General features: G+C 65.7%; 21 protein-coding genes. 12 read left to right on the top strand and 9 right to left on the bottom strand.

What is annotated here, in order from left to right; translation table 11 throughout:
* Nucleotides 1–298 precede the first annotated feature (298 nt).
* Nucleotides 299–790 carry a dihydroneopterin aldolase gene (locus QCE83_RS28630; protein WP_404985783.1) on the top strand — a complete coding sequence of 164 codons (492 nt, stop codon included), beginning with the start codon at nucleotides 299–301 and terminating at the stop codon, nucleotides 788–790.
* Nucleotides 791–800: 10 nt separating this feature from the next.
* Here QCE83_RS28630 and QCE83_RS28635 read toward each other — a convergent pair whose 3' ends face one another.
* The 9 genes from QCE83_RS28635 to QCE83_RS28675 form a co-directional block, all read right to left on the bottom strand.
* Nucleotides 801–1,208: a hypothetical protein gene (locus tag QCE83_RS28635; protein WP_309819246.1), complete on the bottom strand. Its 408-nt coding sequence runs from the start codon at nucleotides 1,206–1,208 to the stop codon at nucleotides 801–803.
* 79 nt (nucleotides 1,209–1,287) lie between these two features.
* Nucleotides 1,288–1,797 carry a formaldehyde-activating enzyme gene (gene fae / locus QCE83_RS28640; protein ID WP_309819248.1) on the bottom strand — a complete coding sequence of 170 codons (510 nt, stop codon included), beginning with the start codon at nucleotides 1,795–1,797 and terminating at the stop codon, nucleotides 1,288–1,290.
* Nucleotides 1,798–1,979: 182 nt separating this feature from the next.
* Complete coding sequence (locus tag QCE83_RS28645) at nucleotides 1,980–2,834, bottom strand: triphosphoribosyl-dephospho-CoA synthase (protein ID WP_309819250.1); 855 nt, start codon at nucleotides 2,832–2,834, stop codon at nucleotides 1,980–1,982.
* Nucleotides 2,821–3,759, bottom strand: a complete 939-nt coding sequence (locus QCE83_RS28650) for a RimK family alpha-L-glutamate ligase (RefSeq protein WP_309819252.1) — start codon at nucleotides 3,757–3,759, stop codon at nucleotides 2,821–2,823. The genes QCE83_RS28645 and QCE83_RS28650 overlap by 14 nt, the downstream gene beginning before the upstream one ends.
* A complete protein-coding gene (gene mch, locus QCE83_RS28655) occupies nucleotides 3,756–4,760 on the bottom strand; it encodes a methenyltetrahydromethanopterin cyclohydrolase (RefSeq protein ID WP_309819254.1) in 1,005 nt (334 codons plus the stop codon). The genes QCE83_RS28650 and mch overlap by 4 nt, the downstream gene beginning before the upstream one ends.
* Nucleotides 4,757–5,950, bottom strand: coding sequence for an ATP-grasp domain-containing protein (locus QCE83_RS28660; protein ID WP_309819256.1), 1,194 nt, complete (start codon nucleotides 5,948–5,950; stop codon nucleotides 4,757–4,759). The genes mch and QCE83_RS28660 overlap by 4 nt, the downstream gene beginning before the upstream one ends.
* A complete protein-coding gene (locus QCE83_RS28665) occupies nucleotides 5,947–6,876 on the bottom strand; it encodes a methylenetetrahydromethanopterin dehydrogenase (RefSeq protein ID WP_309819258.1) in 930 nt (309 codons plus the stop codon). Before QCE83_RS28665 ends, QCE83_RS28660 begins: the two co-directional genes overlap by 4 nt.
* 64 nt (nucleotides 6,877–6,940) lie before the next feature.
* Complete coding sequence (locus QCE83_RS28670; RefSeq protein WP_309821161.1) at nucleotides 6,941–7,972, bottom strand: beta-ribofuranosylaminobenzene 5'-phosphate synthase family protein; 1,032 nt, start codon at nucleotides 7,970–7,972, stop codon at nucleotides 6,941–6,943.
* A gap of 150 nt (nucleotides 7,973–8,122) precedes the next feature.
* A complete protein-coding gene (locus tag QCE83_RS28675) occupies nucleotides 8,123–8,497 on the bottom strand; it encodes a 4a-hydroxytetrahydrobiopterin dehydratase (RefSeq protein ID WP_309819260.1) in 375 nt (124 codons plus the stop codon).
* Nucleotides 8,498–8,908: 411 nt separating this feature from the next.
* On the opposite strand from QCE83_RS28675, the gene QCE83_RS28680 reads away from it, so the two are divergent.
* From QCE83_RS28680 to QCE83_RS28730, 11 genes are all read left to right on the top strand, one after another.
* Nucleotides 8,909–10,717 carry a methanol/ethanol family PQQ-dependent dehydrogenase gene (locus QCE83_RS28680; protein WP_309819262.1) on the top strand — a complete coding sequence of 603 codons (1,809 nt, stop codon included), beginning with the start codon at nucleotides 8,909–8,911 and terminating at the stop codon, nucleotides 10,715–10,717.
* 96 nt (nucleotides 10,718–10,813) lie between these two features.
* Nucleotides 10,814–11,236: a c-type cytochrome gene (locus QCE83_RS28685; RefSeq protein WP_309819264.1), complete on the top strand. Its 423-nt coding sequence runs from the start codon at nucleotides 10,814–10,816 to the stop codon at nucleotides 11,234–11,236.
* A gap of 64 nt (nucleotides 11,237–11,300) precedes the next feature.
* Nucleotides 11,301–12,200 (top strand): substrate-binding domain-containing protein, encoded by a 900-nt coding sequence (locus tag QCE83_RS28690; RefSeq protein WP_309819266.1) that lies wholly within the window; start codon nucleotides 11,301–11,303, stop codon nucleotides 12,198–12,200.
* Nucleotides 12,197–12,943, top strand: a complete 747-nt coding sequence (locus QCE83_RS28695; RefSeq protein WP_309819268.1) for a hypothetical protein — start codon at nucleotides 12,197–12,199, stop codon at nucleotides 12,941–12,943. Before QCE83_RS28690 ends, QCE83_RS28695 begins: the two co-directional genes overlap by 4 nt.
* 468 nt (nucleotides 12,944–13,411) lie before the next feature.
* Nucleotides 13,412–16,171, top strand: a complete 2,760-nt coding sequence (locus QCE83_RS28700; RefSeq protein WP_309819270.1) for a GH92 family glycosyl hydrolase — start codon at nucleotides 13,412–13,414, stop codon at nucleotides 16,169–16,171.
* A 120-nt stretch (nucleotides 16,172–16,291) separates the two neighbouring features.
* Nucleotides 16,292–18,820: a GH92 family glycosyl hydrolase gene (locus QCE83_RS28705; RefSeq protein ID WP_309819272.1), complete on the top strand. Its 2,529-nt coding sequence runs from the start codon at nucleotides 16,292–16,294 to the stop codon at nucleotides 18,818–18,820.
* A 200-nt stretch (nucleotides 18,821–19,020) separates the two neighbouring features.
* Complete coding sequence (locus QCE83_RS28710; RefSeq protein ID WP_309819274.1) at nucleotides 19,021–19,992, top strand: LysR substrate-binding domain-containing protein; 972 nt, start codon at nucleotides 19,021–19,023, stop codon at nucleotides 19,990–19,992.
* A gap of 29 nt (nucleotides 19,993–20,021) precedes the next feature.
* Nucleotides 20,022–20,933 (top strand): quinoprotein relay system zinc metallohydrolase 2, encoded by a 912-nt coding sequence (locus QCE83_RS28715; RefSeq protein WP_309819276.1) that lies wholly within the window; start codon nucleotides 20,022–20,024, stop codon nucleotides 20,931–20,933.
* Nucleotides 20,934–20,958: 25 nt separating this feature from the next.
* Entirely contained in the window at nucleotides 20,959–21,837 is an 879-nt protein-coding gene (locus tag QCE83_RS28720) for a quinoprotein dehydrogenase-associated SoxYZ-like carrier (RefSeq protein ID WP_309819278.1), read from the top strand.
* Nucleotides 21,834–22,781 carry an MBL fold metallo-hydrolase gene (locus tag QCE83_RS28725; RefSeq protein WP_309819280.1) on the top strand — a complete coding sequence of 316 codons (948 nt, stop codon included), beginning with the start codon at nucleotides 21,834–21,836 and terminating at the stop codon, nucleotides 22,779–22,781. Before QCE83_RS28720 ends, QCE83_RS28725 begins: the two co-directional genes overlap by 4 nt.
* Nucleotides 22,782–22,829: 48 nt before the next feature.
* Nucleotides 22,830–23,138, top strand: a complete 309-nt coding sequence (locus QCE83_RS28730; RefSeq protein WP_309819282.1) for an EthD family reductase — start codon at nucleotides 22,830–22,832, stop codon at nucleotides 23,136–23,138.
* Nucleotides 23,139–23,142: the final 4 nt, after the last annotated feature.

Consider the following 23,142-nt stretch of genomic DNA (forward strand, 5'->3'; position numbering starts at 1 on the left):
TTGTGTACTCGGCTGGCGCTGCGGCGCTCTCAATTGCGCTGATTCGTTATTGCTCTGCTTCTTGTGCTTCGGCATGCCGCACGCAGACGCGCCTCGTGGCCGGGCTGGAGAGCTTTGCTGCTGTTCGGCAAGCCGTCCCGCCCGGTTCGCAAAAACTTTACCTCCGATGACGTATTGATTCAATAAGTAGTCGCATCGAAGGGGACAAACGCGCCCGCTTTTTGCTTGTACGTTACCTATACTTCCGGCGGTGGGCGCCGGAAGCGCTCGATCAAGGTGCATGCGCGGCGAGGACTCCATGGGACGAAGCGAACCGATCAGCGAACCGAATTTCGTGGCGCCCCACGCGGCGGGCGAGTCGCGCGACGTGATGGACATCGTCTACATCGAAGGATTGACGGGGCAGACGGTGATCGGCATCGATTCGAGCGAGCTGCATGAGCCGCAGACGGTGCGCATGAGTCTCGCCATCGGCGTGCCTTGCGTACGGGCCTGCCAGACGGATCGCATCGAGGATACGGTGAACTACGCGGCGGTGCGCGAAGCGATCCACGGACTGCTCGCTTCGCATGGCGTGCAGTTGCTCGAAGCGCTGGCGGAACGCATCGCGCAGATGGTCATCCGGGATTTCGGCGCGCACTGGGTGCGCATCTCGCTGGCCAAACCCGCCAAGTTCGACGATGTCGAAGCCGTGGGCGTCGTCATCGAACGCAAGCGCACCACCGCGCCGCGCCAGGGCGGCGCGGCAGTTTCGCTGGCATGGATCGGACGGGGCTACGTGCCGCAGTGACGCCCCAAGCTTATTTCGCCGCGGCTGCCTGTTTCCCGATCCCGCACGCCTTGAACGCGTCCTTCTGGAGATCGCGGAATTTCTTGGTCTGCGCCTTGGCGCGGTCCACGCGGAATTCCGCGCCGCCTTCGCCGCCCAAGGTGGCGTACTTCGAGAACGTGGACTGCTCGACGTAGTCGTCGTAGGTGAGCACCTTGGCGATCCTGTCGATGGCGCAGGAACACTTGTACACGTTGACGAAGTCGTGGCCGTTTTCATCCATGCAGCCGAGCACGTATTCCACGCGCCCTTCGGTCGGATAGTTGTGACTCTTCACGGGCGCCGCCGCGTCGCCGCCTGAGGCGCTTGCGGCGAATGACAGCGGTGAGATCAGCGAGAGGCAGGCGAACACCGTCAGCGCGCAGCAACGTGGGGTCATGCGAAGAGCCTCGTAGTCGTCGTGATGGGCATTCGGCCGGTGCGCGCCGGAGCGCTGCCCGCACCAGCCGAAGATCGGATCAGCTCGGCGAGAACGGATGCGACATCGTTCCCTTCTTCGATACTACCTCCTTCGCCGACGGCTCGCCCGCCACCGCACGCGCAAGCGCTTCCTTGGTCGCCTGATAGTTGAAGTCGTGGATCTTCTGGTCGTTGTCGGCTTCCCAGTGGATGAAGACGCCGACGCAGATGAACAGGTCGTCGGCTTCGTCGGCGGGAATCACGCCGCCTTCCACGCTGTCGGCGACCGCCATGGCCACCGCACGCTGCGCCGGGCCGAACATCTGTACGGCCTGCTTCGCACCCTTGATCGTCACCTTGTTGAAGAGAATCGTGTTCGGCTTGGTCAGCAGATTCGGCGCGACCACGGCGAGCAGCGACGTGAAGCCATCCTTGTTGTTCGTGAGCGCGTTGCAGAACGCGGTCTCGGCAGCGGAGCCTCGCGGTCCGATGATCAAGTCGATGTGTGCGACCTCGTTGCCATCGCCGACGAGCGATTCGCCTACCATGACGCGGTTGATCTTGGCCATGCTGTTCCTCCAGTGAGTGTGGTTCTTCGGACTAGCGACATGCACTCGACTCGCGACGGCGTTTCCCAGCCGTCCGAGGCTCGCGGTTCGACCGGACTTGCGACGCGACCGCACAACCGGGAGTCTCCTAACAGGTTCCGTGCCAATTTTTTGTCCCGCGCTGCGGCTGCTTGCGAGCGGGCTCACGACGCGGACTGGATCGTCAGCGCGACGAACAGCGTCGCCACCGCGAGGTCCGCGCTCGTGCCCGGATTGATGGCGCGCGACTTCAGTTCGGCATCCCAGACATCGAGTGCGGCGGATTGCACGGGGCATCCCGCGTCGCGCCAGCGGGCGCGCTGCAAAGCGGCATCGCGGGTGACACTTTGCGCCGGCGCCGCGCCGTGCTTGCGCACAATGTGCGAATCGGGCCAGCGCGAAAGAAACATCAGGAACGCGTCGAGCATCGCGCGTTGCTGTGTCTCCGGCGTCACCGCTGCTGCTGCATCGGTACTGGCGGCGAAGACATCCGCGAAGGCTTCTGCGTATTGACGGGCGATGCTGTCGCGATCGGCGGCGAGCGCCATGGCCGCGCGCAGCGTGACCGTGGGCGGCGCGTGCACCGATTGTTCAGACGCTTCGCCCAGCCCGCCCGGATTCGCGAGCGCGATAGCCTGATAGGCGAGGCGCGCATCGTCGATGTCCAGCGCGTCGAGCACGCGTCCGGTGGCGTCGTGCCAGCGCGCGGCGGTCACCGGTTCGTTGCGCGGCAGAAGCTCCAGCGCGGTGCAGAGCGGCGCCGCGAGCAGCACGATGCCGAGATTGGTATTGCAGCCGACGCTATCGACGCTGCGTTGCACGGCTTCGAGAATGCGCGCGCCCACGGACGCGCGCGCGATGAACAGTCCCGCGGCCGCGGCCTGCGCGCTCTCGACGAACTGCGTCGCGGTCATCCCGTGCCCGGCGCTGGCGACGCTCACATTGCCGGGCTTGCGCGTCTCGACATCGAGATGACACGCGCGCATGAACGCGGCGCGCGGCGGCTCAACGCGGTCCATCGCCGCTGGCGAGCAGGAGTGCGCCGCGCGACTCGGGCAGCTTGCGCGCGAGGAGATCGTCGACGAGCAGTGCGGCGATATCCACCGGCGTCACGCTCTGCAAGCCGCGCCACGCCGCCACGCCATTCACTTCGAGCACCACCGGGGATCCGTCCCGCGACGGCATCAGATCGACGCCCGCGTAATCCAGCCCGAGCGCCTGGGTGGCGCGCACGGCGATCCGCGCGAGCGGCGACGTCAGTTCGGCGGGCTCGCAGTGCGCGCCGCGCGCGAAGTTATGGATCCACCCCGCGCCGCCGACGCGTTTCATCGCCGCGACAGCCTGCTTGCCGATCACCAGCACGCGCCAGTCGAAGCCCGGCTCGCCTGCATCGACAAAGCGCTGCAGATAGGCGACCTGGCTGAACGGCCTGAGCGACGGCAGCCGCACGCCGGGCTTCTTCAGTCCCTTGCCCTGCGATCCGAACAGCGGCTTCATGACCACTTGCCGCCCCGCCGCCGTCTCGCGCATCAGCACGCGCTGCGCGTGCACGGCCGATTCGCCGGCCCAGGTCGCGGGCGTCGGCACGCCATAGCGATGCAGCAGGAAGCTCGTCATCGACTTGTCGACGCTGCGTTCGATCGCGCGCGCGTCGTTATAGACCGGCACGCCGCTTTCCCGCAGCGCGTGCAGGATGCCGAGCCGCAAGGTCACCTGCTCGAAGGTGCCGCCCGCGATGCCGCGCACGAACACGGCATCGGGCAGCGTGCGGCCGAAGCCGGGAATCGCCAGACCGTGCGGCGTCCAGGTCGTATCGATGCGGCACTCGGCGAGATCCACGCAGCGCGCCTCCACGCCGCGCGCGCGGAACGCCTTCTTGAGCCGGCCGGTGTGCCAGCCGGTTTCGTCGGTCATGATGGCTACGCGCGGCGTCGCCGGATTCATGTCGCGTCTCCGAGCCATTGGGCGTCGAGCAGCGCCTTGTCCACCTTGCCGCCGTGCCAGGTCTTGCCGCTTTCGAGGCTCGACACCCACACTTCGGCGGGAGCGAACAGCGCGGCATCGATCTGATAGAAGTCGTAGTTGAAGGCCGTGAAGATGTCCGCGAACGGCCGGCCATAATCGCGCGCGTTCGACGACGGCAATTCGGCGGCCAGCCGCTTCGCCGCCGCATCGCTTTTCACGGTCAAATGCACGCGGCCGCCATAAAGAATGGCGTCGTTGGTGCGGCCCATCGCCTGGATGCCGTCGGGCGCGGGCGGCGGCAACGGCGCGCTGCCGCTGCCTTCCACGATCTCGCCGAGATCCACGCCCAGCACGTGCGTCTTGTGCAGCGCAACTTCCACGACCCGCGCGACGACCTGCACCGTGCCCGCGACGGATTGTGTCGGCGTCACGGCGATCACCAGCGCTTCCGGGGCAAGCCCGCAATCGCCGAGCACCTTGTCGATGACGACCTGCGGCGGCACGCGGTCCACTTCCATCACCAGCGCGCCGCGCGCGTGCCGGTCGCGATAGCCGAGCTCGTCGAACAGCGCTTCCTTGCCGGCGAGCGCGCGCGCCGGTCCCGAGCCCAGCGAGAAAAATTTCTTGCCGCCGGTCTGCTCCTTCGTCGCGGAAAGGCTCCAGCCCGCGTACTGGCTCGCGAGGCAGGCGAGCACCGGCTGGCTCGTATGCACTTCGATGAAGGCTGGCCAGAGCGGTGCGCCATCGAACGCGGCGCGGCGCGCGACCTGCCCGAGGCCGCCCATGCAGATGCGCGCGATCAGCAGGCCCGCTTCCGCGCTGCCCGGCGCGGCGACGCCCGCATCGACGATGACGGTGCCGCCGTCCGTGCGCGCGACGTGGACGCCGAGGCGCGCGGCGTCATCGACGAGTTGCGCGACGAGCCGCTCGCTTGATGCATTGACGCTCAGTGCGGGAGGCGTGAAGGAAGATGAGCTCATGAACGGGAGAGAGTGTCGATACGTTGCAGAAGGCGCGCGTGTTCGCGCTCCATCTCGTCGCGCAGCGCGGCGAATGCGGGCGCGGTGAAGGTCATCGTGCAGACCGGCATGCCCGCTTCGATGCGGGCGCCGGCCAACGGCACGTCGTGGCAGGCGGGATCGGCGAAACAGGCGTCGCTGAATTCGCGCGACACCGTGAAGCCCTCAGGCGCGAACACCACGCGTTGCCCGGCGAACAGTGGCGGCGGCAGCGTCACCGCTGCGCAGCCGTGCGCGACCGGCGGCAACTCGCCGTGCAGGCAGGCATCCAGATGCGCGCCGATCAGGCCACGCGGCCAGGCGTCGGGCCAGACGGTTTCGTAGAGCGCCATCGTCGATGACGGCCGCGCGTTGATTTCGAGCACGCTGAAGTCGTCGCCGTCGAGCAGGAAGTCGATGCTGTTCAGCCCCGTCAGGTCCGTCTTCCAGACGATCGCCTCGATCGCTGCGATGACGCGCGCCGCTGTATCGGCGGGCAGCTGCGCGGTTCCGAGCGAACCCGCATGCACGAACGGCAGCCGTCCCGCCGCGACCGTCAACTGCTCGGCAAAGCCGATCACCACGGCTTCGCGATGCGCGGCGACGAACAGCGCGGACATCGGGCGACCCTGCGCGAGCCGCTGGAAATAGGCGCGCGGCACGGTGCGATCGACGTCGCCCGCCCATTCGACATGCGTGCCGCCGCAGCCGTCCGGGCGCTTGACGAGCCAGCCTTCGGGCGCGGCGGGCGTCGCGAAGCTGACATCGGGATGCGGGATGCCGGCTTCGTCGAGCAGGGCGAAGAAGCGCCGCGGGTCGCGCACCGCCAGCGCCTGCGCCCCGTTGCCGATGAAACGCGGCACGCCCGGCGCGCGGCTCAGCTCGTTGGCGAGCGGCTCCAGCCCGCTCGTCACGATGAGCCCGAGCATGCGCGGCAGGCGCGCGGCATGTTCGAGGGCATCGTAGAGCCGCGCACGGTCGATCGACAAGCCGTTGCCATCCGGCTTGCCGATATCGAACCACAGGCCCGCATGTTCGCGCGTGTCGCGGTCGCCGAAGATGTCGAGCGCCACGACATTGAGCCCGGCCCGCGCGGCCGATTGCGCGAGCAGCCGCGCCGACAGGCCGGCGACGGCCACACGCGGCGCGCGGGCGCTTTCGTGCGGCATCATGAACCTTGTCCGCCGACGATCGCGCGGGCTTCGTCGAACGCTTCGGGAAAGCCGAGATAGACCGGCTTGCCGCCGGTGCGCATGCGCAGGAAAAGCCGGTGCTCGGCCTGATATTTGACGTTGCCGATCGCCAGCGCGCCGATGCCCACCGCGTCCTGACGCGCCGCGCCCGCAAGCGGCTTGCCGTCGTCCATGACGTTGACACCTGCGATGCCTTCGGGCGGCACCGCGTTGACGTCGGCGGCGATCAGCAGGTTCTTCGCGTGCGCGAGATCAGCGGCGGTCATCACCTGCACGCCCGCGACGGCCGTCGCGAACACCACTTCGGCGCGCGCCAGCTCGCGGTGCAGCTGCTCCGGCGAGCCGGTCGCGACGCCCGTCGTGGCGATATCGAAACGCCGGTTGACTTCGTCGCTGACCTGCGTGGCGCGCGACTGGCTCGAATGGCTCGCGACAACGACATCGGCGCCAAGCGAGGCCGCCATCGCCGCCGCCACGCGTCCGACCGCGCCGGTACCGCCGAGAATGAGCACGCGCTTGCCGCCGAGATCGACGGAATGCGCGGCCTTCAGGTGCTTCTCGGCGAGCGCGACCAGTGCGGCGGCCGTCGTGTAGGCGCCGCTCGGGTCCGCGAAGACGGAGACCTCGAAGGGCGGCACCATCGCGTGGCGGGCTTTTTCGAGCATGTCGGCGGCCAGCATGACGTCGCGTCCGCCGATGAAGATGCCGGTGCGCGACACGCCTTTCGGACCGCGCGAAAAGATCGCGTCCTGCGTGAGCTGCACGACGCTGCCCTCGTCCACGTTGCAGTACGGCACGAGGATCTGATAACCGGCGTCGGCGGCCATGTTCACGTCGAACGGGCTCATTTGCGGCGTGCTCGTGAACATGTGCAGCACGTAAGGTCGTTCGGTGGCTTCGGGCATGGCGATGGACTCGTGTGGGTGTGGCTTCAAATCGATCGAACTGGCCGCTGCAGCGACGTGCCCTTCAGGCCGCGTCCGCGCCGCGCTGTCCCGGCGCCGCCGCGCGCCACGTCGCGCCGCGGTTGCGCGCGGCGGCGATGGTGTAGTTCAGCGATGCGCCCGGCGCGGCGCGTCGGGCGGCGGCGAGCGCGCGCTCCGCGTCCTGCGCGCTCTCGACGAACGCGAAGCCCACCGGTCCCCACGAGGTCTGACCGATGCCGGCCTTCTGTTCGGCCGCGACGGCCTCGATTGCGCGCGCGACAGCCGGGCTCGCGAAGACGCCGCCCTGCACCGGCGCGAAGTATTCGCCGATGGTCTGTTGCAGGTCGCACAGCGCGTCCGCGAAGGGCGCGAAATCGCGCTCGGCGACGGCGGGCAGGATCCGCATCAGCACCAGATGACTGAGGTGTGCGGCGAGGTGCGCCGGGAACGGCGCAAGCGAGGCGAGACCGCGCTTCTCGTCATCGCCGTGGAGTCCTTCGCGCGAGGTGTCGTCGATGAGCAGCACGCGCCACGCTTCGGGAAAATCCTGACGCGCGATCAGTGGCGGCAGGAGCGTGCCGGCGGCGCGGCCGCCATCGACAATCAGGCCGCCGTGATCGAAACCATGAATGCCGATACCCGAACGCAGGCCGCGCGAGAGCACCCGGGCGATGTCGGCGGAGCTCGCGTCGAGGCCGCGCACGCGGGCGAATGCCGTGCCCAGCGCGAGCGCCAGTTGGGTGCCGGAACCCAGGCCGGTGTGGGCGCGCGGCGTGTCATGCAGTTCGATGTCGAGCGCCGGACCGGCGCCGAAGGCCGCTTGCAGCGCCGCGAGATGCCGCTCGATGCGCTCGCGCTGCGCGACGCTCGCTGCGCCGTCGATTCGTCCATGATGCATCGCCGCCGGAGCTTGCCGGACGGTGAGGCAGGTGCTGTGAGCATCGATGGCCAGGCCCACGCTGCCGAACGCGCGTCCGAGCGAAGCGTTCGGATCGATGAAGCCGAGATGCAGGCGCGCGGGGGATTCGACTGTGATCGCCGAGGGAGGGGATAACCGTCCGGGAGAAGTGGGCATCACGGTCTGTGGTCGTGGCCAGGGGAACCGCGAACATGCAAGTGCTGTACCAGAATGAGGAATGGCGCGGGGCGCATTCGCGGCTGGCGTACGAGGGGGGTGACGCGAAGCGAGGACCTCCTAAACACCGCCCTCGCTTCGCCTTCGACGCTAGTCGTACTTGATGTAGCGGAAGCGCTGATCGTCGGATGGCGTGCCATCGAGCGGGCCGTCTTCCTTGCCGGGTTGCCAGTGCACGACGTCTTCGATCTTCGCGGCGAGCGTCAGGTCCTTGTCCGTGATGCCCTTCGCCGAATGCGTCTTGAGCTTCACGATGACGAACGCATAGGAAACCGTCAGGTCGGGATGGTGCCAGGCCGCTTCCGCAAGATGGCCCACCGTATTGACCACCATCAGCGTCCCTTTCCAGCCCTCGGTCTTGTACTTGCGCCGCAGCCACCCGTCTTCGAGATACCAGTGTGCGAGCGGACCCGTGAGCCGTTGCTTCACTTCCTCGTCGGAATACACCTTTTCGCTCTGAGCCATGGCAAGGCCTCCATGAGATGAACATGCTGGTCAAGTATGCGCCGCGGCTGGCGCGCCCATCATTGCATCCTATAGAAAACCCTCGAGGCGGGCGCGATGCACGCTTGCTGCGCAGCGTCATGTCACGCACGCGTCCGCCATGTCCCGTCACGCCTGATGTTTCGCGTATTTGACACAGTATGTGTCGCCATCCGACATCAATCTCACCGCACGCGACAGCAAGCTGCGCCAAATTCCCGATTTAGAGCGCTCGTTTAAAACCGGCATGGAATATGCAATTCGCCTCTCTACGCAAACGTCCGGCAATGAACCGGGCGACGCGCAACCCGTTACCTGCATTTGAAGGCGCGCACGATGCAACCCGGTAGCGTGTTCATCCTGGGTCGGAAGCATCACCATTCTGGAGGAGACATGAACTTACGCACCCTGGTTCTTGGACTGGCGGTGGTCGCGACGGCAGGCCTGAATTCCTATGTCGCTCAGGCCGACTCGCAACTGGACAGCCTGATCAAGAATCCCTCGAACTGGGCGGCGCAGGCGGGCGATTATTCGAATCACCGCTATAGCACGCTCAAGCAGATCAACGAAAACAACGTCGGCAAGCTACAGGTGGCCTGGACCATGTCGACCGGTGTGCTGCGCGGCCACGAAGGATCGCCGCTCGTCATCGGCGACACGATGTACATCCACTCGCCGTTCCCCAACAAGGTCATTGCCATCAACCTGAAGGACCAGACCTTCATCTGGCAATACCAGCCCAAGCAGGACAATCAGGTCATTTCGGTGATGTGCTGCGATACGGTCAACCGTGGTCTCGCGTATGGCGACGGCAAGATCTTCCTCCAGCAAGCCGATACCAAACTCGTCGCGCTCGACGCCAAGACCGGCGACGTCGTCTGGACCGCGCAGAACGGCGATCCGAAGAAGGGCGAGACCAATACCAATGCGCCGCACGTCTTCGGCGACAAGGTGCTGACCGGCATCTCCGGCGGCGAATTCGGCGTGCGCGGACGGCTCGTCGCGTACAACATCAAGGACGGCAAGGAAGTCTGGAAGGCCTACAGCGTCGGCCCCGACAACGAGATGCTGATGGACCCGCAGTCCACGATGACCTGGACCGACGGCAAGATGGTGCCGGTGGGCGCGGACTCGTCGCTCAAGAGCTGGCAGGGCGATCAGTGGAAGTACGGCGGCGGAACCACATGGGGCTGGTATGCATGGGATCCGAAGCTGAACCTGATCTACTACGGCTCGGGCAATCCGGGCACGTGGAACCCGACGCAGCGTCCCGGCGACAACAAGTGGTCGATGACCATCTTCGCCCGCGACCTCAACACGGGACAGGCCAAGTGGGTCTATCAGATGACGCCGCATGACGAGTGGGACTACGACGGCGTCAACGAGATGATCCTCTCCGACCTGAACATGGGCGGCAAGAAGGTGCCGGCCATCGTCCACTTCGACCGCAACGGCTTCGGCTACACGCTGAACCGTGAAACGGGCGAACTGCTGGTTGCGCAGAAGTACGACCCGGCGGTCAACTGGGCCGACAGCGTCGACCTGAAGAGCGGCCTGCCGATCCGCAACGCAAGCTACTCGACGCAGAAGGCCGGTCCCGATCACAACGTGAAGAACATCTGCCCCGCGGCGCTCGGCTCGAAGGACCAGCAGCCGGCCGCATTCGATCCGGGTTCGAGCCTGTTCCTCGTGCCGACCAATCACGTCTGCATGGACTACGAGCCGTTCCAGGTCGACTACGTGTCGGGTCAGCCGTTCGTCGGCGCCACCTTGTCGATGTTCCCGGGCCCGAACGAGAAGGGCGCGATGGGCAACTTCATCGCGTGGGACGCGGCCAAGGGCAAGATCGTGTGGTCGAAGCCGGAGAAGTTCTCGGTGTGGTCCGGCGCGCTCGCCACGGCCGGCGGCGTCGTCTTCTACGGCACGCTCGAAGGCTACATCAAGGCGGTGCGCATCAAGGACGGCAAGGAGCTGTGGAAGTTCAAGACGCCGTCCGGGATCATCGGCAACGTCTTCACGTATCAGTATCAGGGCAAGCAGTTCATCGGCGTGTATTCGGGTATCGGCGGCTGGGCCGGCATCGGCATGGCGGCGGGTCTCGAGAAGTCGACGGAAGGCCTGGGCGCGGTCGGCGGCTACAAGGACCTCGCGAAGTACACGGCCCTCGGCGGCACGCTGTTCATCTTCGCCATCCCGAGCTGATGCGCGCTCTCTGACCGCAGCAAGGGCGCGGCGGCTGCAACGGCCGCCGCGCCGCGCTTCCCCTCATGACAAAGACATGTACAAGGAGTCAGACGTATGAAAGGCCGATCACTCTTGATGCTGGCGATGACGCTTGCTGCGTCTTCCGCTTCGTTCGCGCAGACGCCTCCTCCGATGCCTGCGCAAGTGAAGCCGGTCGCGTACAAGGTCGTCGAAGGCAACAAGGTCGATAGCGATACGCTGCAAGGCTGGAAGACCTGGCGCGCACTTGCATGCGAACGCTGTCACGGGGCAAAACAGGAAGGCATGGTCGGCCCTTCGTTGATCGACGCTTTCAAGACGCTGGACAAGACCGAATTCCATCGCACCGTGTTCGGCGGACGCGTGGACAAGGGCATGCCGGACTTCAGCACCAGCCAGATGATGCAGAAGAACTGGGAAAACCTGTACGCGTATCTGAAGGGACGCTCCGACGGCAAGATCAATCCGGGCGACTTGCAGGCGATCGATGCAAAATAAGGACGCGCGCCGCACGCGAATGCGGCCGACGTCCGATGATTGCTTTCAACCCGGAGGTGCTTCGATGTCCAGTCGTCACGCTTCGTTTCGATTCCTCGCCGTGCTCTGCGCGGTGTGCGCGACGTTCCCGGCGCAATCCGCTTTTGCGCAGGGCGCGGGCGGGCCGCCGCCCAATCTGCCGGACAACGACGGCGCGGACGGCGTGCTGCGCGTGTGCGCCGATCCCAACAACATGCCGCTCTCGAACAAGAAGGGCGAAGGCTATGAGAACAAGATCGCGAGCCAGATGGCGAGCGACTTCGGCTACAAGCTCGAATACACCTATTGGCCGCAGCGCATGGGCTTCGTGCGCAATACGCTGCGCGAGAAGGTGCCGCAGAGCGAGCGTTTCAAGTGCGACCTGATCATCGGCGTGCCGAAGGGGTATGAACTCACGGCAACCACCCGGCCGTGGCTGCATTCCACCTATGCGATGGTGTTCCCGAACAAGCCCGAATACGCGAGCATCAAGTCGCCGACGGACCTCATGAACCTGCCGCCGGACCAGTTGAAGAAGATGAAGCTCGGCATCTTCGTGAAGAGCCCCGCGACCGACTGGCTCCTGAGCCACAACCTGCTCAACCAGGCGGTGTCGTATCAAGGACAGAGCGGCGATCCCGAAGCCTTTCCGGGCGAGATGATCGAACGCGATCTGGCCAAGGGCGACGTCGATGCAGCGTTCGTCTGGGGGCCGATCGCGGGTTATTTCGTCAACCGTTCGGACAACAAGGTGCGGCTCGTAGCGTTCCCCGCCGGCCAGCCGATCCGTTTCGACTACGAGATCTCGATGGGCGTGCGCTATGGCGAAAAAGCGTGGCGCGACAAGGTGGACAACTGGATCGCGTCGAATCAGCCGAAGATCAACGAGATCCTGACCAGCTATCAGGTGCCCTTGCTGCCGTTGCAACCGGCCTCCACGCAATGAAGCGGGCACTGGGCGTTTGTGTTCTCGCGTGCGCCGCGCACATGCTGACCACGGCGAGGGCAGCGGATGCGCCCGCTGCGTCGGCGCCGGCCGTGCAGATCGCGCCGGCGGAGCGCTTGCTCTTCATGCAGCCGCATCTGAGCGGCGTCGAGCCGCAGACAGAACTGGACTATGCGGTGGATTACTCCGGGCCGCCCGCGAAGGTGAACGACACCGTGCGCGTGCTAGTCATGAGTCCCGGCAACAGCCACAACGACGCGCGCGTGACCGACCGCACGGGCAACGTCAACGTGCCGGGCGGGCTGCCTTGCAATCCGATGATCATCTACTTTCTCGAACATGACATCGCCGAGATGGAACAGCTGACGGGCGGACAGCGGCGTTACTTCCAGCAGCGCGTGCGGATGGCGCTGGCGGCGGGTCCAGCCATCACGCCGGTGTCGAGCGAGTCGCTCGGGCTCGGCAAGCACGCGAAGGCACAGCAGATCGTCATCCAGCCTTACCTGAACGATCCCAACGCGGACCGCTTCAAGAAGTATCTCGCCAAGCGCTACACGTTCGTGATGGCCGATGACGTGCCCGGACATCTGCTGATGATCCGCACGGAAATTCCCGGCGACGGCGGCGACTTCGCGCATCCGCTCGCGAAGGAAACACTCGCGTATCAAGGCTCGCTCAAGAACATGACTACGCCGGGCGGAGGACCGGTCAAGCCGTCCAACGCGCCTCGCGCCAGCAATTGAGTTGAACGGCTGAGCGAGCAGTCCCGCACCAGCGCCAGGCGGATCACGATCCGCCTGGCAACACCCCTCTTCAGACCTTCCGCCGTCATCTCAGGCCCGACTGAACCGGCTGTCATCGGCGTGCCATATGCCGATTCCCCGCAGCAAACCCGGCGCGCGCTAAGCAACGGCAATAAGCCGGTTACCACGGCGCCCGCGTTACCTTCATCCCGTGGCATTCGTCGATGACCTGCCGGGCGCCCGGCTGCGCAGGGTCATCGATGGACGCCCATTCGTATAGCTGAACAAACGCGTGAAGCGGGGCGATCGGACGATCAACGTTCGGTCCCATGGACGTTCGTGTTCCCGACTTTCGAACGAACGCCCATCGCGCACGATGGCGGCAACGTCAAACCATTCCGCTGTCTTGCCCGTCCCGCTTCGACGAGTGCGTCGAGACCTGATCAAACCAAAAGAACAGCGGAAATCATGAACAAATTTTTCAAGCTGGCCATTGCCCTGGCTGGCGTCGTCGCGCTTGGCGGCTGCGGCGGAGGCAGTTCCGATCCCAACCCGCCAGCAGGCGCCCTTTCCGGTACGGCGACGCTGGCCCCGGCGGCCCCTGCGGCGCCGGCAGCGCCAGTTCGAAGCACCCCGACCAGCACGCCGGGCGCCGTCGCAAGCACGCCGGCCAGCAGCCCGGCCAATGTCGTGAGGAGTCCGCTCAGCGCGCCGCCGGCCGCTGCCGTTGCGGCCAAACCCGTTGCGAGCACGGCCTCCGCGACTCCGGCCGTTTCACGCGTCGACATGACGGGCCTGACGCGATTCGTCAACCCATTCATTGGGACCGCCCCGACGGACACGGGACTCATCGGGGTTGCCGGCAATCTCAACCCCGGCGCGCAGGCGCCCTTCGGCATGGTGAACTTCGGGCCGGATACGCCCGGCAACAGTGCGCCGACCAGCCCGGGTTCGGGAGGTTATCTATATTCCGATTCGACCATCGACTTCTTCAGCCTCACGCATCTGAACGGTGTCGGCTGCCGTGGCCAGGGCGCGGTGGCGATGATACCGGGCACCACGGCGCCCTCGTTTTCGCATGCGAACGAGTCTGCGCAGCCGGGCTATTACAGCGTCAAGGACGACAACGGAATTCTCACTGAGCTCACGGCAACGACGCGCACCGGCATGGCCCGGCTGACGTTTCCGGCGGGCACGGCCCCGACGTTGGTCGTGGACGCGCTCGTCAGCGGCGCAATGAAGAGCCCCGTGCCGGCCGCGCAGGTGAATTTCTCGGTGGACACGCAGACAGGCGTGGTGTCCGGCCAGACCGTGGTCGGCACCTTCTGCAACGGCACATGGTACAAGCCGGTGTCGTTCTATATCGTCTTCGATACGCCGATCGATGCAGCCGCCACCAAGATCTACAACGGCGCCGCGGTGATCGCGTTCAAGACGAGCGCGACGAACGGCCCCACGGTGGTCCAGCTGAAGGCCGGCATCTCGTCGGTCAGCGCGGACAACGCGAAGCTCAATCTGGCGACCGAGAACGCCGACTGGTCGTTCGACGCGGTGCGCAGGAACCAGGATGCGATCTGGAATCGCCGGCTCAACGCGGTGCAGCTGGATATCGCCGGACCGGGCGCCATGAGCGCACTCAGCGGAACCCAGCTCCAGTTGGCGACCGACTATGTCACCCAGTTCTATACGGCGCTCTATCGCACGATGATGGGGCCGACGGTCTACAGCGACGTCAACGGCGATTACCGCAGCATGCAGCAGACGGATCTGACCGCGCAGGCCAACACGGCGCCGGCGCGCAAGACCGTGAACGTCGGGCAGTTTGCGGTGCCCGGCGCCCCGACGGCGTACAAGACGCACTACTCGGGCTTCGCGCTGTGGGATACCTATCGATCGCTGACGCAGTTCCAGGCGTTGCTGTTCCCATCCGAGGTCAGCGACATGATGCAGTCGCTCGTTGCGGATGCCGTGCAGTGCGGTGCATTCCCGCACTGGGTGGACGGCAGTGACGATACCGTGGGGATGGAGGGCGACCCTGCGCCGAATGCGATCGCCGGCGCATACACCTTCGGTGCGCGCAGCTTCGATACCTCGACGGCCCGCAAGTACATGCTGCAGTCCGCGTTCGGCACGGCGCCGGGCGGCGCGTTCACCGCGGGGCGATGCAATAACGTCACCAGCATTCTGGAGGGCAGCGGCACCTCCTATGCGCAGGACGCGGGCCTTTTCTATTCGCAGAACGGCTACGTCCCGACAGACCTGGTTCCCACATCGCCCGCGGGATCGTTGACCCTGGAGTTCCAGACGACCGACGAGTCCGTCGGCAACTTTCTCGCCCTGCTGGGGAACCAGCAGGATTCAGCCAGCATCGCGACACTGCACAGCCGCGCGAGCAACTGGCTCAACCTCCTCAACGCCAGCATTCCGGCCAGTCAGCAGTACTTCGGCGAGACCGTGGGGCTGGTGCCCAAGGATTCGAAGGGTCAGTGGGACTTTTCCGGAACGAACAACGGCGGCTTTCTGCAAGCCACGGAGCCGAACTACCTCTGGACCGCCCAGCACGACTACACCACCCTGATCGCGCAGATCGGCGGCAATGCGCTGGCCATCCAGCGGCTCGATACGCTGTTCGGCCTCAACCCTCAAGATCCCTTCAACAGCCCGACGCCCAGTGCGCTGACGCTCAACAGCGGCGCGAGCGGCAGCACGTTCTACATAGGCGGCAAGCCCTCGATGCAGACGCCCTGGGCCTACAACTGGGCCACCTATCCGACGGTCGCCCAGTGGGTGATCCCGATGATCATGAAGCAGACCTTCCGCAATGATCCGGGCGGGCTGCCGGGCACTGACGGCATGGGGGCGCTGTCGGGATGGTACGTGTGGGCATCGCTCGGACTGTATCCCGTGATTCCGTCCGCACCGGGTCTGGCGATGTCGACGCCGCAGTTCGGCGGTGCAACGATCTGGCTGGGCGACGGCACGAAGAAGCTGCGTATCGAAACCGACGACAACGCGCTGCTCAACAACAAGCCGTTCATTTCGTCCGTCAAGTTGAACGGCCAGGAATGGAAGGGCTCGTGGCTGCCGCTCGCGGCGATCGCCAATGGCGGCACGCTGAGCTACACGCTTTCATCCACCTACACGCCATGGGCAAGCGGGTCCGCGCTGACTCCGCCGTCCGGGCCGGCCGCGGACTACACGCAGCCGTTCGCACAAAGAACGCAGTGAGGGCACTCCCGTGGCGCCCGGTGGGCGGGCGCTCTCGGGGGCCTCGAAATGCCCGGCTCCGACGCGGTGCGCGCAAGCGTCTCGCGGCGGAAGCCGGGCGAAGTCCACCTGGAGACGACCTTGAAGAGACTAAGCGAATGGCTTGTGGTGCTGGCCGTGGCGGGCCTGTTGAGCGGCTGTGGAGGTGATTCGAGTTCGAGCGGCGGCGCCGCGCATGCTGCTGCACCGGCGACAGCGGGCGGTCCCGCCGCGGCTCCGCCGGCGCCTGCTCCCTCGACGGGCGGCGATGGCACATCGGCCACGGCGCCGGTCGCTAACTCGCCGGCCGTGAGCAATACGATGCAAGGCAGCGGCAGTGGCACGCCGATTCTGCCGGTCACGCCGACCACACCGATTGCTCCGGTCACGCCAGGCACGACGGCGAAGCCGGCCGCGTCGGCGCCGGCCCCCGTCGTCATGCACCTGACGCCGAACGTGAACGAACGGATCGGCACGGACAACGGCGGCGCGACGTCGCTGCTCGCCGGGCTGCCGTTCGGGATGGTGCAGTGGGGACCGGACACGCCGAATCCCGGCGGCATCAACACCTGGACCACGACCGGTTATTTCAACGGCGCCACGACCATCCAGGACTTCAGCCTGACGCACCTGAGCGGCACGGGTTGCGGCGACGGCGGCGGCGGCCTGCCGGTGATGCCCGGCACGTCCGGCGCGTTCTCTCCCACGAACGAGACGACCAAGCCCGGCTACTACAGCGTCAAGCTGAACGACGGCATCCAGGTGGAACTCACCGCCACGCAGCGCACCGGCCTTGGCCGTTTCACCTTTCCCGCCGGGCAAGCGGCGCAATTGACGATGACCGCCGATTCGCATGACCATCCGTGGGGCGGAAACATCGTGCCGGGCGGCAGCAGCGCGCCTCAGACGGTGCAGGGCGTGTGGCTGGGCGGCAATTTCTGCAGCGACAACCAGTCCTATCCCGTCTACTTCTACGTCACGTTCGATCAACCCTTCACGTCCAGCGTGATGAACTCGACGGCCACGCTGAACTTCACGCCTTCCAAGACGGCGCCGCTGGTCGTGACCATGCGGGTGGGTCTTTCCTACGTCAGCGTCGCGAATGCGCAGGCCAACTTGCAGCAGGAACAGGCCGGCGCGGGCAATACGCTCGTCACCTTCAATACCGCCAGCGCGAACGCGGACACCGCCTGGAACACGCGTCTGAACACGATCCAGGTGAGCGGCGGCAGCGCGAGCGACACGACGGACTTCTATACGGCGCTGTATCACGCGTCGCTTGCGCCTTCGTTGATCAGTGACGCCAACGGCGACTATCCGGTCTTCAACTCGCAGCCGAAGTACGACAGCAACTTCATCCCGCTGTCGACGCCCAGCGCCAACGCGGGCACCAACAGCGCGGGCCAGACGCGTGCGCAATACACCACGTTTTCGAGCTGGGACACCTATCGCTCGCTGATGCCGCTGATGGCGCTGACCGCGCCGCAGCAGACCAGCGACATGATGCAGTCGCTGGTCAACGACGGCCTTGCGTGCGGCAACGCGTTTCCCCAGTGGATCGAAGGCACGAACAACAGCAACGTGATGCCCGCCGACACGGTGTCCACCATCGTCGCCGAAAGCTACCTGTACGGCGCGACCGACTTCGACACGGCGTCCGCCCTGAAGATCATGCTCAACGACGAGACCGATGCGTCGGCGAGCTGCGTTGGACACACGGTGCTGCCTGGACTAAGCAAGTACATTGCGCTTGGCTACCTGCCGGACGATGCGGGAATCGTCATTGATTCCAGCCATAGCAACGGCACGTCTTCGACGACCCTGGAATATGCCAGCACCGACTTCGCCGTCTCGCAGTTCGTTCAGGCCATGGGTGATTCGGTGAACGCGACGAAGCTGCTCGCGCGCTCGCACAACTGGGCCAACGTCATGCGGTACAACGCGACCAAGCTGAACGGCGTATCGGTCACGCAGCTCCAGCCGCGCAACCAGAACGGCACGTGGCCGGCCTACACGACGACCGATCCCGTCGAAGGCACCGCCGAGGAGTACACGTGGATGGTGCCGCACGACATCGGCGGATTGTTCGGGCTGCTCGGTGGCGATCAGGCGGTGATCGCCCGGCTCACGGCCTTCGAGCCGCAACTGATCATGACCAACGAGCCGATGTTCGCGACGCCCTGGCTGTTCAACTGGACGAGCCGGCCGGATCTCACCCAGGCGGCGGTCGCCAACATCGCCGAGACCCAGTACCTCGCGACGCCATCGGGCCTGCCGGGCAACGATGACGAAGGCGCCACCTCGGGCTGGTTCGTGTGGGCCGCGCTGGGACTGTATCCGCTCATTCCCGGCGAGCCGGGCCTGACGGTCGCCAGTCCGCGTTTCACCAGCGCCGTGATCCATCTCGGCAACGGCCAGGCGCTGACCCTTACGGCCAACTCGGTGCAGACCTATATCCAGTCGATGAAGGTCAATGGCGCGGCCTACAACAGCACGTGGCTGCCGCTCGCCACACTGAAGAACGGCGGGACGATCGATTTCACGCTGGGGTCGAGCGCGCCGTCGCCGGCCTGGGGTGCGTATTCGTCCGCGACGCCGCAGCCGCCTTCGCCCGGGGGGAGCGTGTTCTGAGGTCTGCCGTGCGCGGGTAAGAGCAGGACCGTGCTTGTACCGGTTTTTCGGGCCGATTCGCTGGAGTAGAATCGGCCCGGCAGGAACCGACCTCAGCAACGGACCTCGGCACGGAGAAGCACGATGGCGAAGTCGATCACCATGCGCAAGGCTTCCCCGATCACGACGCCACTGGCGCTCCGGCCAGAGGGCGCTCGTTCGTGAACTTCATCCGCTCTCTCACGCTTCGGCAGTTGCAGATCTTCGTCATCGCGGCGCGTTGCCCGAGCTTCGCGCGCGCGGCCGAGGAACTGCACCTGACGCAGCCCGCCGTATCGATGCAGATTCGCCAGCTCGAAGACGCCATCGGCCTGCCGCTCTTCGAACGCGTGGCGCGGCGCCTTGCGCTGACCGAAGCCGGTGAGCGCCTGTCGCATCATGCGAGCCGCATCCTCGGTGAAATCAAGGACGCCGAAGACGCGATGATGTCGCTCACGCAGGCGGACAGCGGCTCGATTGCGGTGAGCATCGTCAGTTCCGCCACCTACTTCGCGCCCAAGCTGCTGGCGCTGTATTCGCAGCAGTATCCGAAGGTCGATGTGCACTTTTCGGTCGGCAATCGTGAAACGCTGCTGCGTCTGCTGCAGGACAACGCCACCGATCTCGCCATCATGGGCCGTCCGCCGCCCGAGCTCGGCACCACCGCCGAACCGCTTGCCTATCATCCGCACGTGATCGTCGCGCCGCTGTCGCATCCTTTGCGGCACGCACGCGGTTTCGACCTGCAGGAACTCGCGCACGACACCTTCCTGCTGCGCGAGCCCGGTTCGGGCACGCGCGCGGTTGCGGAGCATGTGTTTCGACAGAACCTCTTCGTGCCCGCGCGCAGCGTCACGCTGGGCAGCAACGAAACCATCAAGCAGGCCGTGATGGCCGGCATGGGCGTGAGCCTCATCTCCTTGCACACGCTGTCGCTCGAACTGCGCACCGGCGAAATCTGCATACTCGACGTGAACGGCACGCCGGTCGAGCGCACCTGGCAACTCGTGCATTCGCGTTCGAAGCAGCTTTCGCCGACCTGTCTCGCGTTTCGCCGCTTCCTGCTCGAACACGCCGAGCCGTTCCTCGAACAGGAATACGCGCCGTTCGGCGTGCGCCGCCCGAAGCGCCTCGCGCAAGCGGGCGGCGCGTGATGGGGACGGCATCGCGCGGCGCGTTGCTCATGTCGCTCATGTTGCTCGGGTTGCTTGCATGCGCAAGCATCGCGCGCGCACAGACGCCCTTGCCGGTCACGCAGATTGCACCAGGCAACTACGCGCATCGCGGCCATGACGCGCTCGCGACGTCTGCGAACGGCGGCGACATCGCGAACGTGGGCTTTGTCGTCGGGACGCGTTGTGTCGCCGTGATCGACACCGGCGGCACGCTCGCGGAAGGCCGCGCGTTGCGCGCCGCCATCCGCCAGGTCACGCCGCTGCCGGTCTGCTATGTGATCAACACGCACATGCATCCGGATCACATCTTCGGCAATGCGGCGTTCAAGGACGATCATCCGCAGTTCGTCGGCAACGCGAGCCTGGCGCAGGCCGAAGCCGCACGCGCCGACAACTATCTGCGCGCGCTGCATCGCGAACTCGGCGCGGCGGCGGAGGGCAGCGAGATCGTCCCGCCGACGCAGAGCATCCACGGCGAAGGCACGCTCGATCTGGGCGGCCGCACGTTGACCTTGCGCACCTGGAAAACCGCGCATACCAACAACGACTTGACGGTATACGATGAGAAGAGCGGCACGCTGTGGACCGGCGACCTGCTGTTCGCCGGATGCATTCCGGTAGTGGACGGCAGCGTGATGGGCTGGCTGGACGACATCGCGCGCATTCGGCAGATGAAACCGCGTCATGTCGTGCCCGGTCATGGTCCGCTGGATCCGCCCTGGCCGCAGGCGCTGGATGCCGAAGCAGACTATCTCGCCAAGCTGGCGCGCGATGTGCGTGCAGCCATCAAGAAGGGCGAGACGTTGCAGCAGGCGGTGGACAGTGTCGGTGTGGATGAACGCGGCAAGTGGCTCCTGTACGACGAATACCATCGCCGCAATGTGACAGCCGCTTATGCGGAACTGGAGTGGGAACAGTAGCGCCGCGGCGCACTGGAGGGACATCATGAAGACCGCAGGGTTTGGCGCTCGCTTCGTAACGGCTGCGAGCTTCGCTTCCGCCGTGCTTGTTCCATTGCTTGTTTCAATATCGACACAGGCTGCGCAGCCCGACGACAATCCCGACCAGAACGCGCGCTGGCAGGACTTCAGGCAAGGCACCTTCAAGGACCGGACGATCGACCGTCACGGCGACGCGGTCATCAAGCTCGATGCCCCCGCGCGCGCCGCCGACGCTTCCGTCGTGCCCATCGCGATCAATGCGCAGTTTCCGCAGACGCCGACGCATTACATCAAGGCGGTGTACCTGTTCATCGACGAGAATCCGGAGCCATATGCGGGTTCGTTCGAATTCACGCCGGAATCGGGCATCGCGACCATCGAAACGCGCGTGCGGGTCGAGGACTATACGTTCATGCGTGTCGTCGCCGAGACCAACGACGGCAAGCTCTACAGCGCGGTGCGTTTCGTGAAGGCTTCGGGCGGCTGTTCCGCACCCGCCGACAAGGATGACGACGCCGCCGAGCGCGCCGCCGGCGAGGTCAGGCTGCGTACCGAAGGCGCGCCGGTGAGCGGCAAGCCCGAACTCGCGCAGGTGATGGTGCGTCATCCGAACCGCACCGGCATGGCGATGAACCAGATCACGCGCAACTACGCGTCGGCGTATTTCGTTCGCAAGGTGGCCGTCACGTATGCCGGCAAGCCCGTGATGACCGCCAACGTCAACTTCTCGATCAGCGAGAACCCCAACTTCCGCTTCTACTTCGTGCCGAGCGGCACGGGCGAGTTGCAGGCGCATATCGAAGACACGAAGAGCAAGTCGTGGGATGGCGCCGTGGCGGTCAATGCCCAGCCCGGCAGCGCACAGACCTCGGCGATGAAATGACGCGGCGCGGCTGGCATGCGCGTTTTCGTGCGTGGTTCGTCGGGCACTGGCTGCTCGCGGCGAGCGCGCTCGCGCAGGCGGCGCTGAGCGGCATGCCCGCGCCGGTTGCCATCGCGCCGGGCGTGTATGCGTTCATCGGCGACAACGGCGCGGTCGCGCCCGCGAATCACGGCATCGTCGCGAACAATGGCTTCGTTGTCGGGACGGATGGCGTGACGGTGATCGACACCGGACCGTCCTACCGCTATGGCCGCGCGATGCTCGAGGCGATCCGCAAGGTCACGCCGCTGCCGGTCACGCGCGTCATCATCACGCACCAGGCGCCGGAATTCGTGTTCGGCGCGGCAGCATTTCGCGACCAGGGCGTGCCGATTCTCGCGCATGCCCGCGCGGCGCAGCTGATTCGCGAGCGCTGTTCGATCTGTCTGGCGAACCTGCGCAAGACGCTCGGCGAAGACGAGATGGCTGGTTCGCGCGTGACCGTGCCCGATGAAACCGTCAACGGCACAACGGAGCTCGAAAGCGGCGGTCGGAAGCTGCAACTGCTGCATTTCGGTCCCGCGAGCACCCCTGGCGACCTCGCGGTGCTCGATACCCAGACCGGCGTGCTCTTCGCGGGCGCGCTTGTGTCGAATGGACGCATTCCCGAGTTGCGCAACGAGCAGATTCCCGGCTGGCTCGCGGCACTCGAAAACCTGCATGCGCTCGATCTGCATACCGTCGTTCCCGGCTTCGGGCCGCCCATGCCCGACGACGACATCCTGCAGACCGGCGTTTATCTGCGCGAACTCGATGCGGCGGTGAGGCAGGCCTACAAGAACGGCGTCGGGCTGACCGAGGCGATGCACACGGTGCAGGTCCCGGCGTTCCGCACCTACAAGCTCTACGCGATCGCCCAGCCGCAGAACGTGCAGCGCATCTATCTGCAACTCGAAAAGCAGTAGCCCCTTCCGCCTGCTTTCCCGGCGGTAACAACCACAGGAGACATCACGATGGCCCAGCTCGTAGCGCTCTACAAGAAACCGTCCGACACGAAGGCATTCGACGATTACTACGTTTCGACCCACGCGCCGCTCGCGAAGACGCTACCGGGCCTGCGCAAGTATGAGGTGAGCACGGGGCCGGTGGCGGTGGCGTCGGGGGATTCGCCGTATCACCTCGTGGCGCTGCTGGAATTCGATTCGCTCGAAGCGATTCAAGGTGCGCTGGGTTCGGAGCAAGGCCAAAAGACGGCCGGCGATCTCGCCAACTTCGCGCAGGCGGGCGTCGATCTGCTGATGTTCGACACGAAGCCCGCCTGAGCTT

Origin of the sequence: Caballeronia sp. LZ034LL (assembly GCF_031451215.1) — a bacterium.
In the GTDB taxonomy this organism is placed as follows: domain Bacteria; phylum Pseudomonadota; class Gammaproteobacteria; order Burkholderiales; family Burkholderiaceae; genus Caballeronia.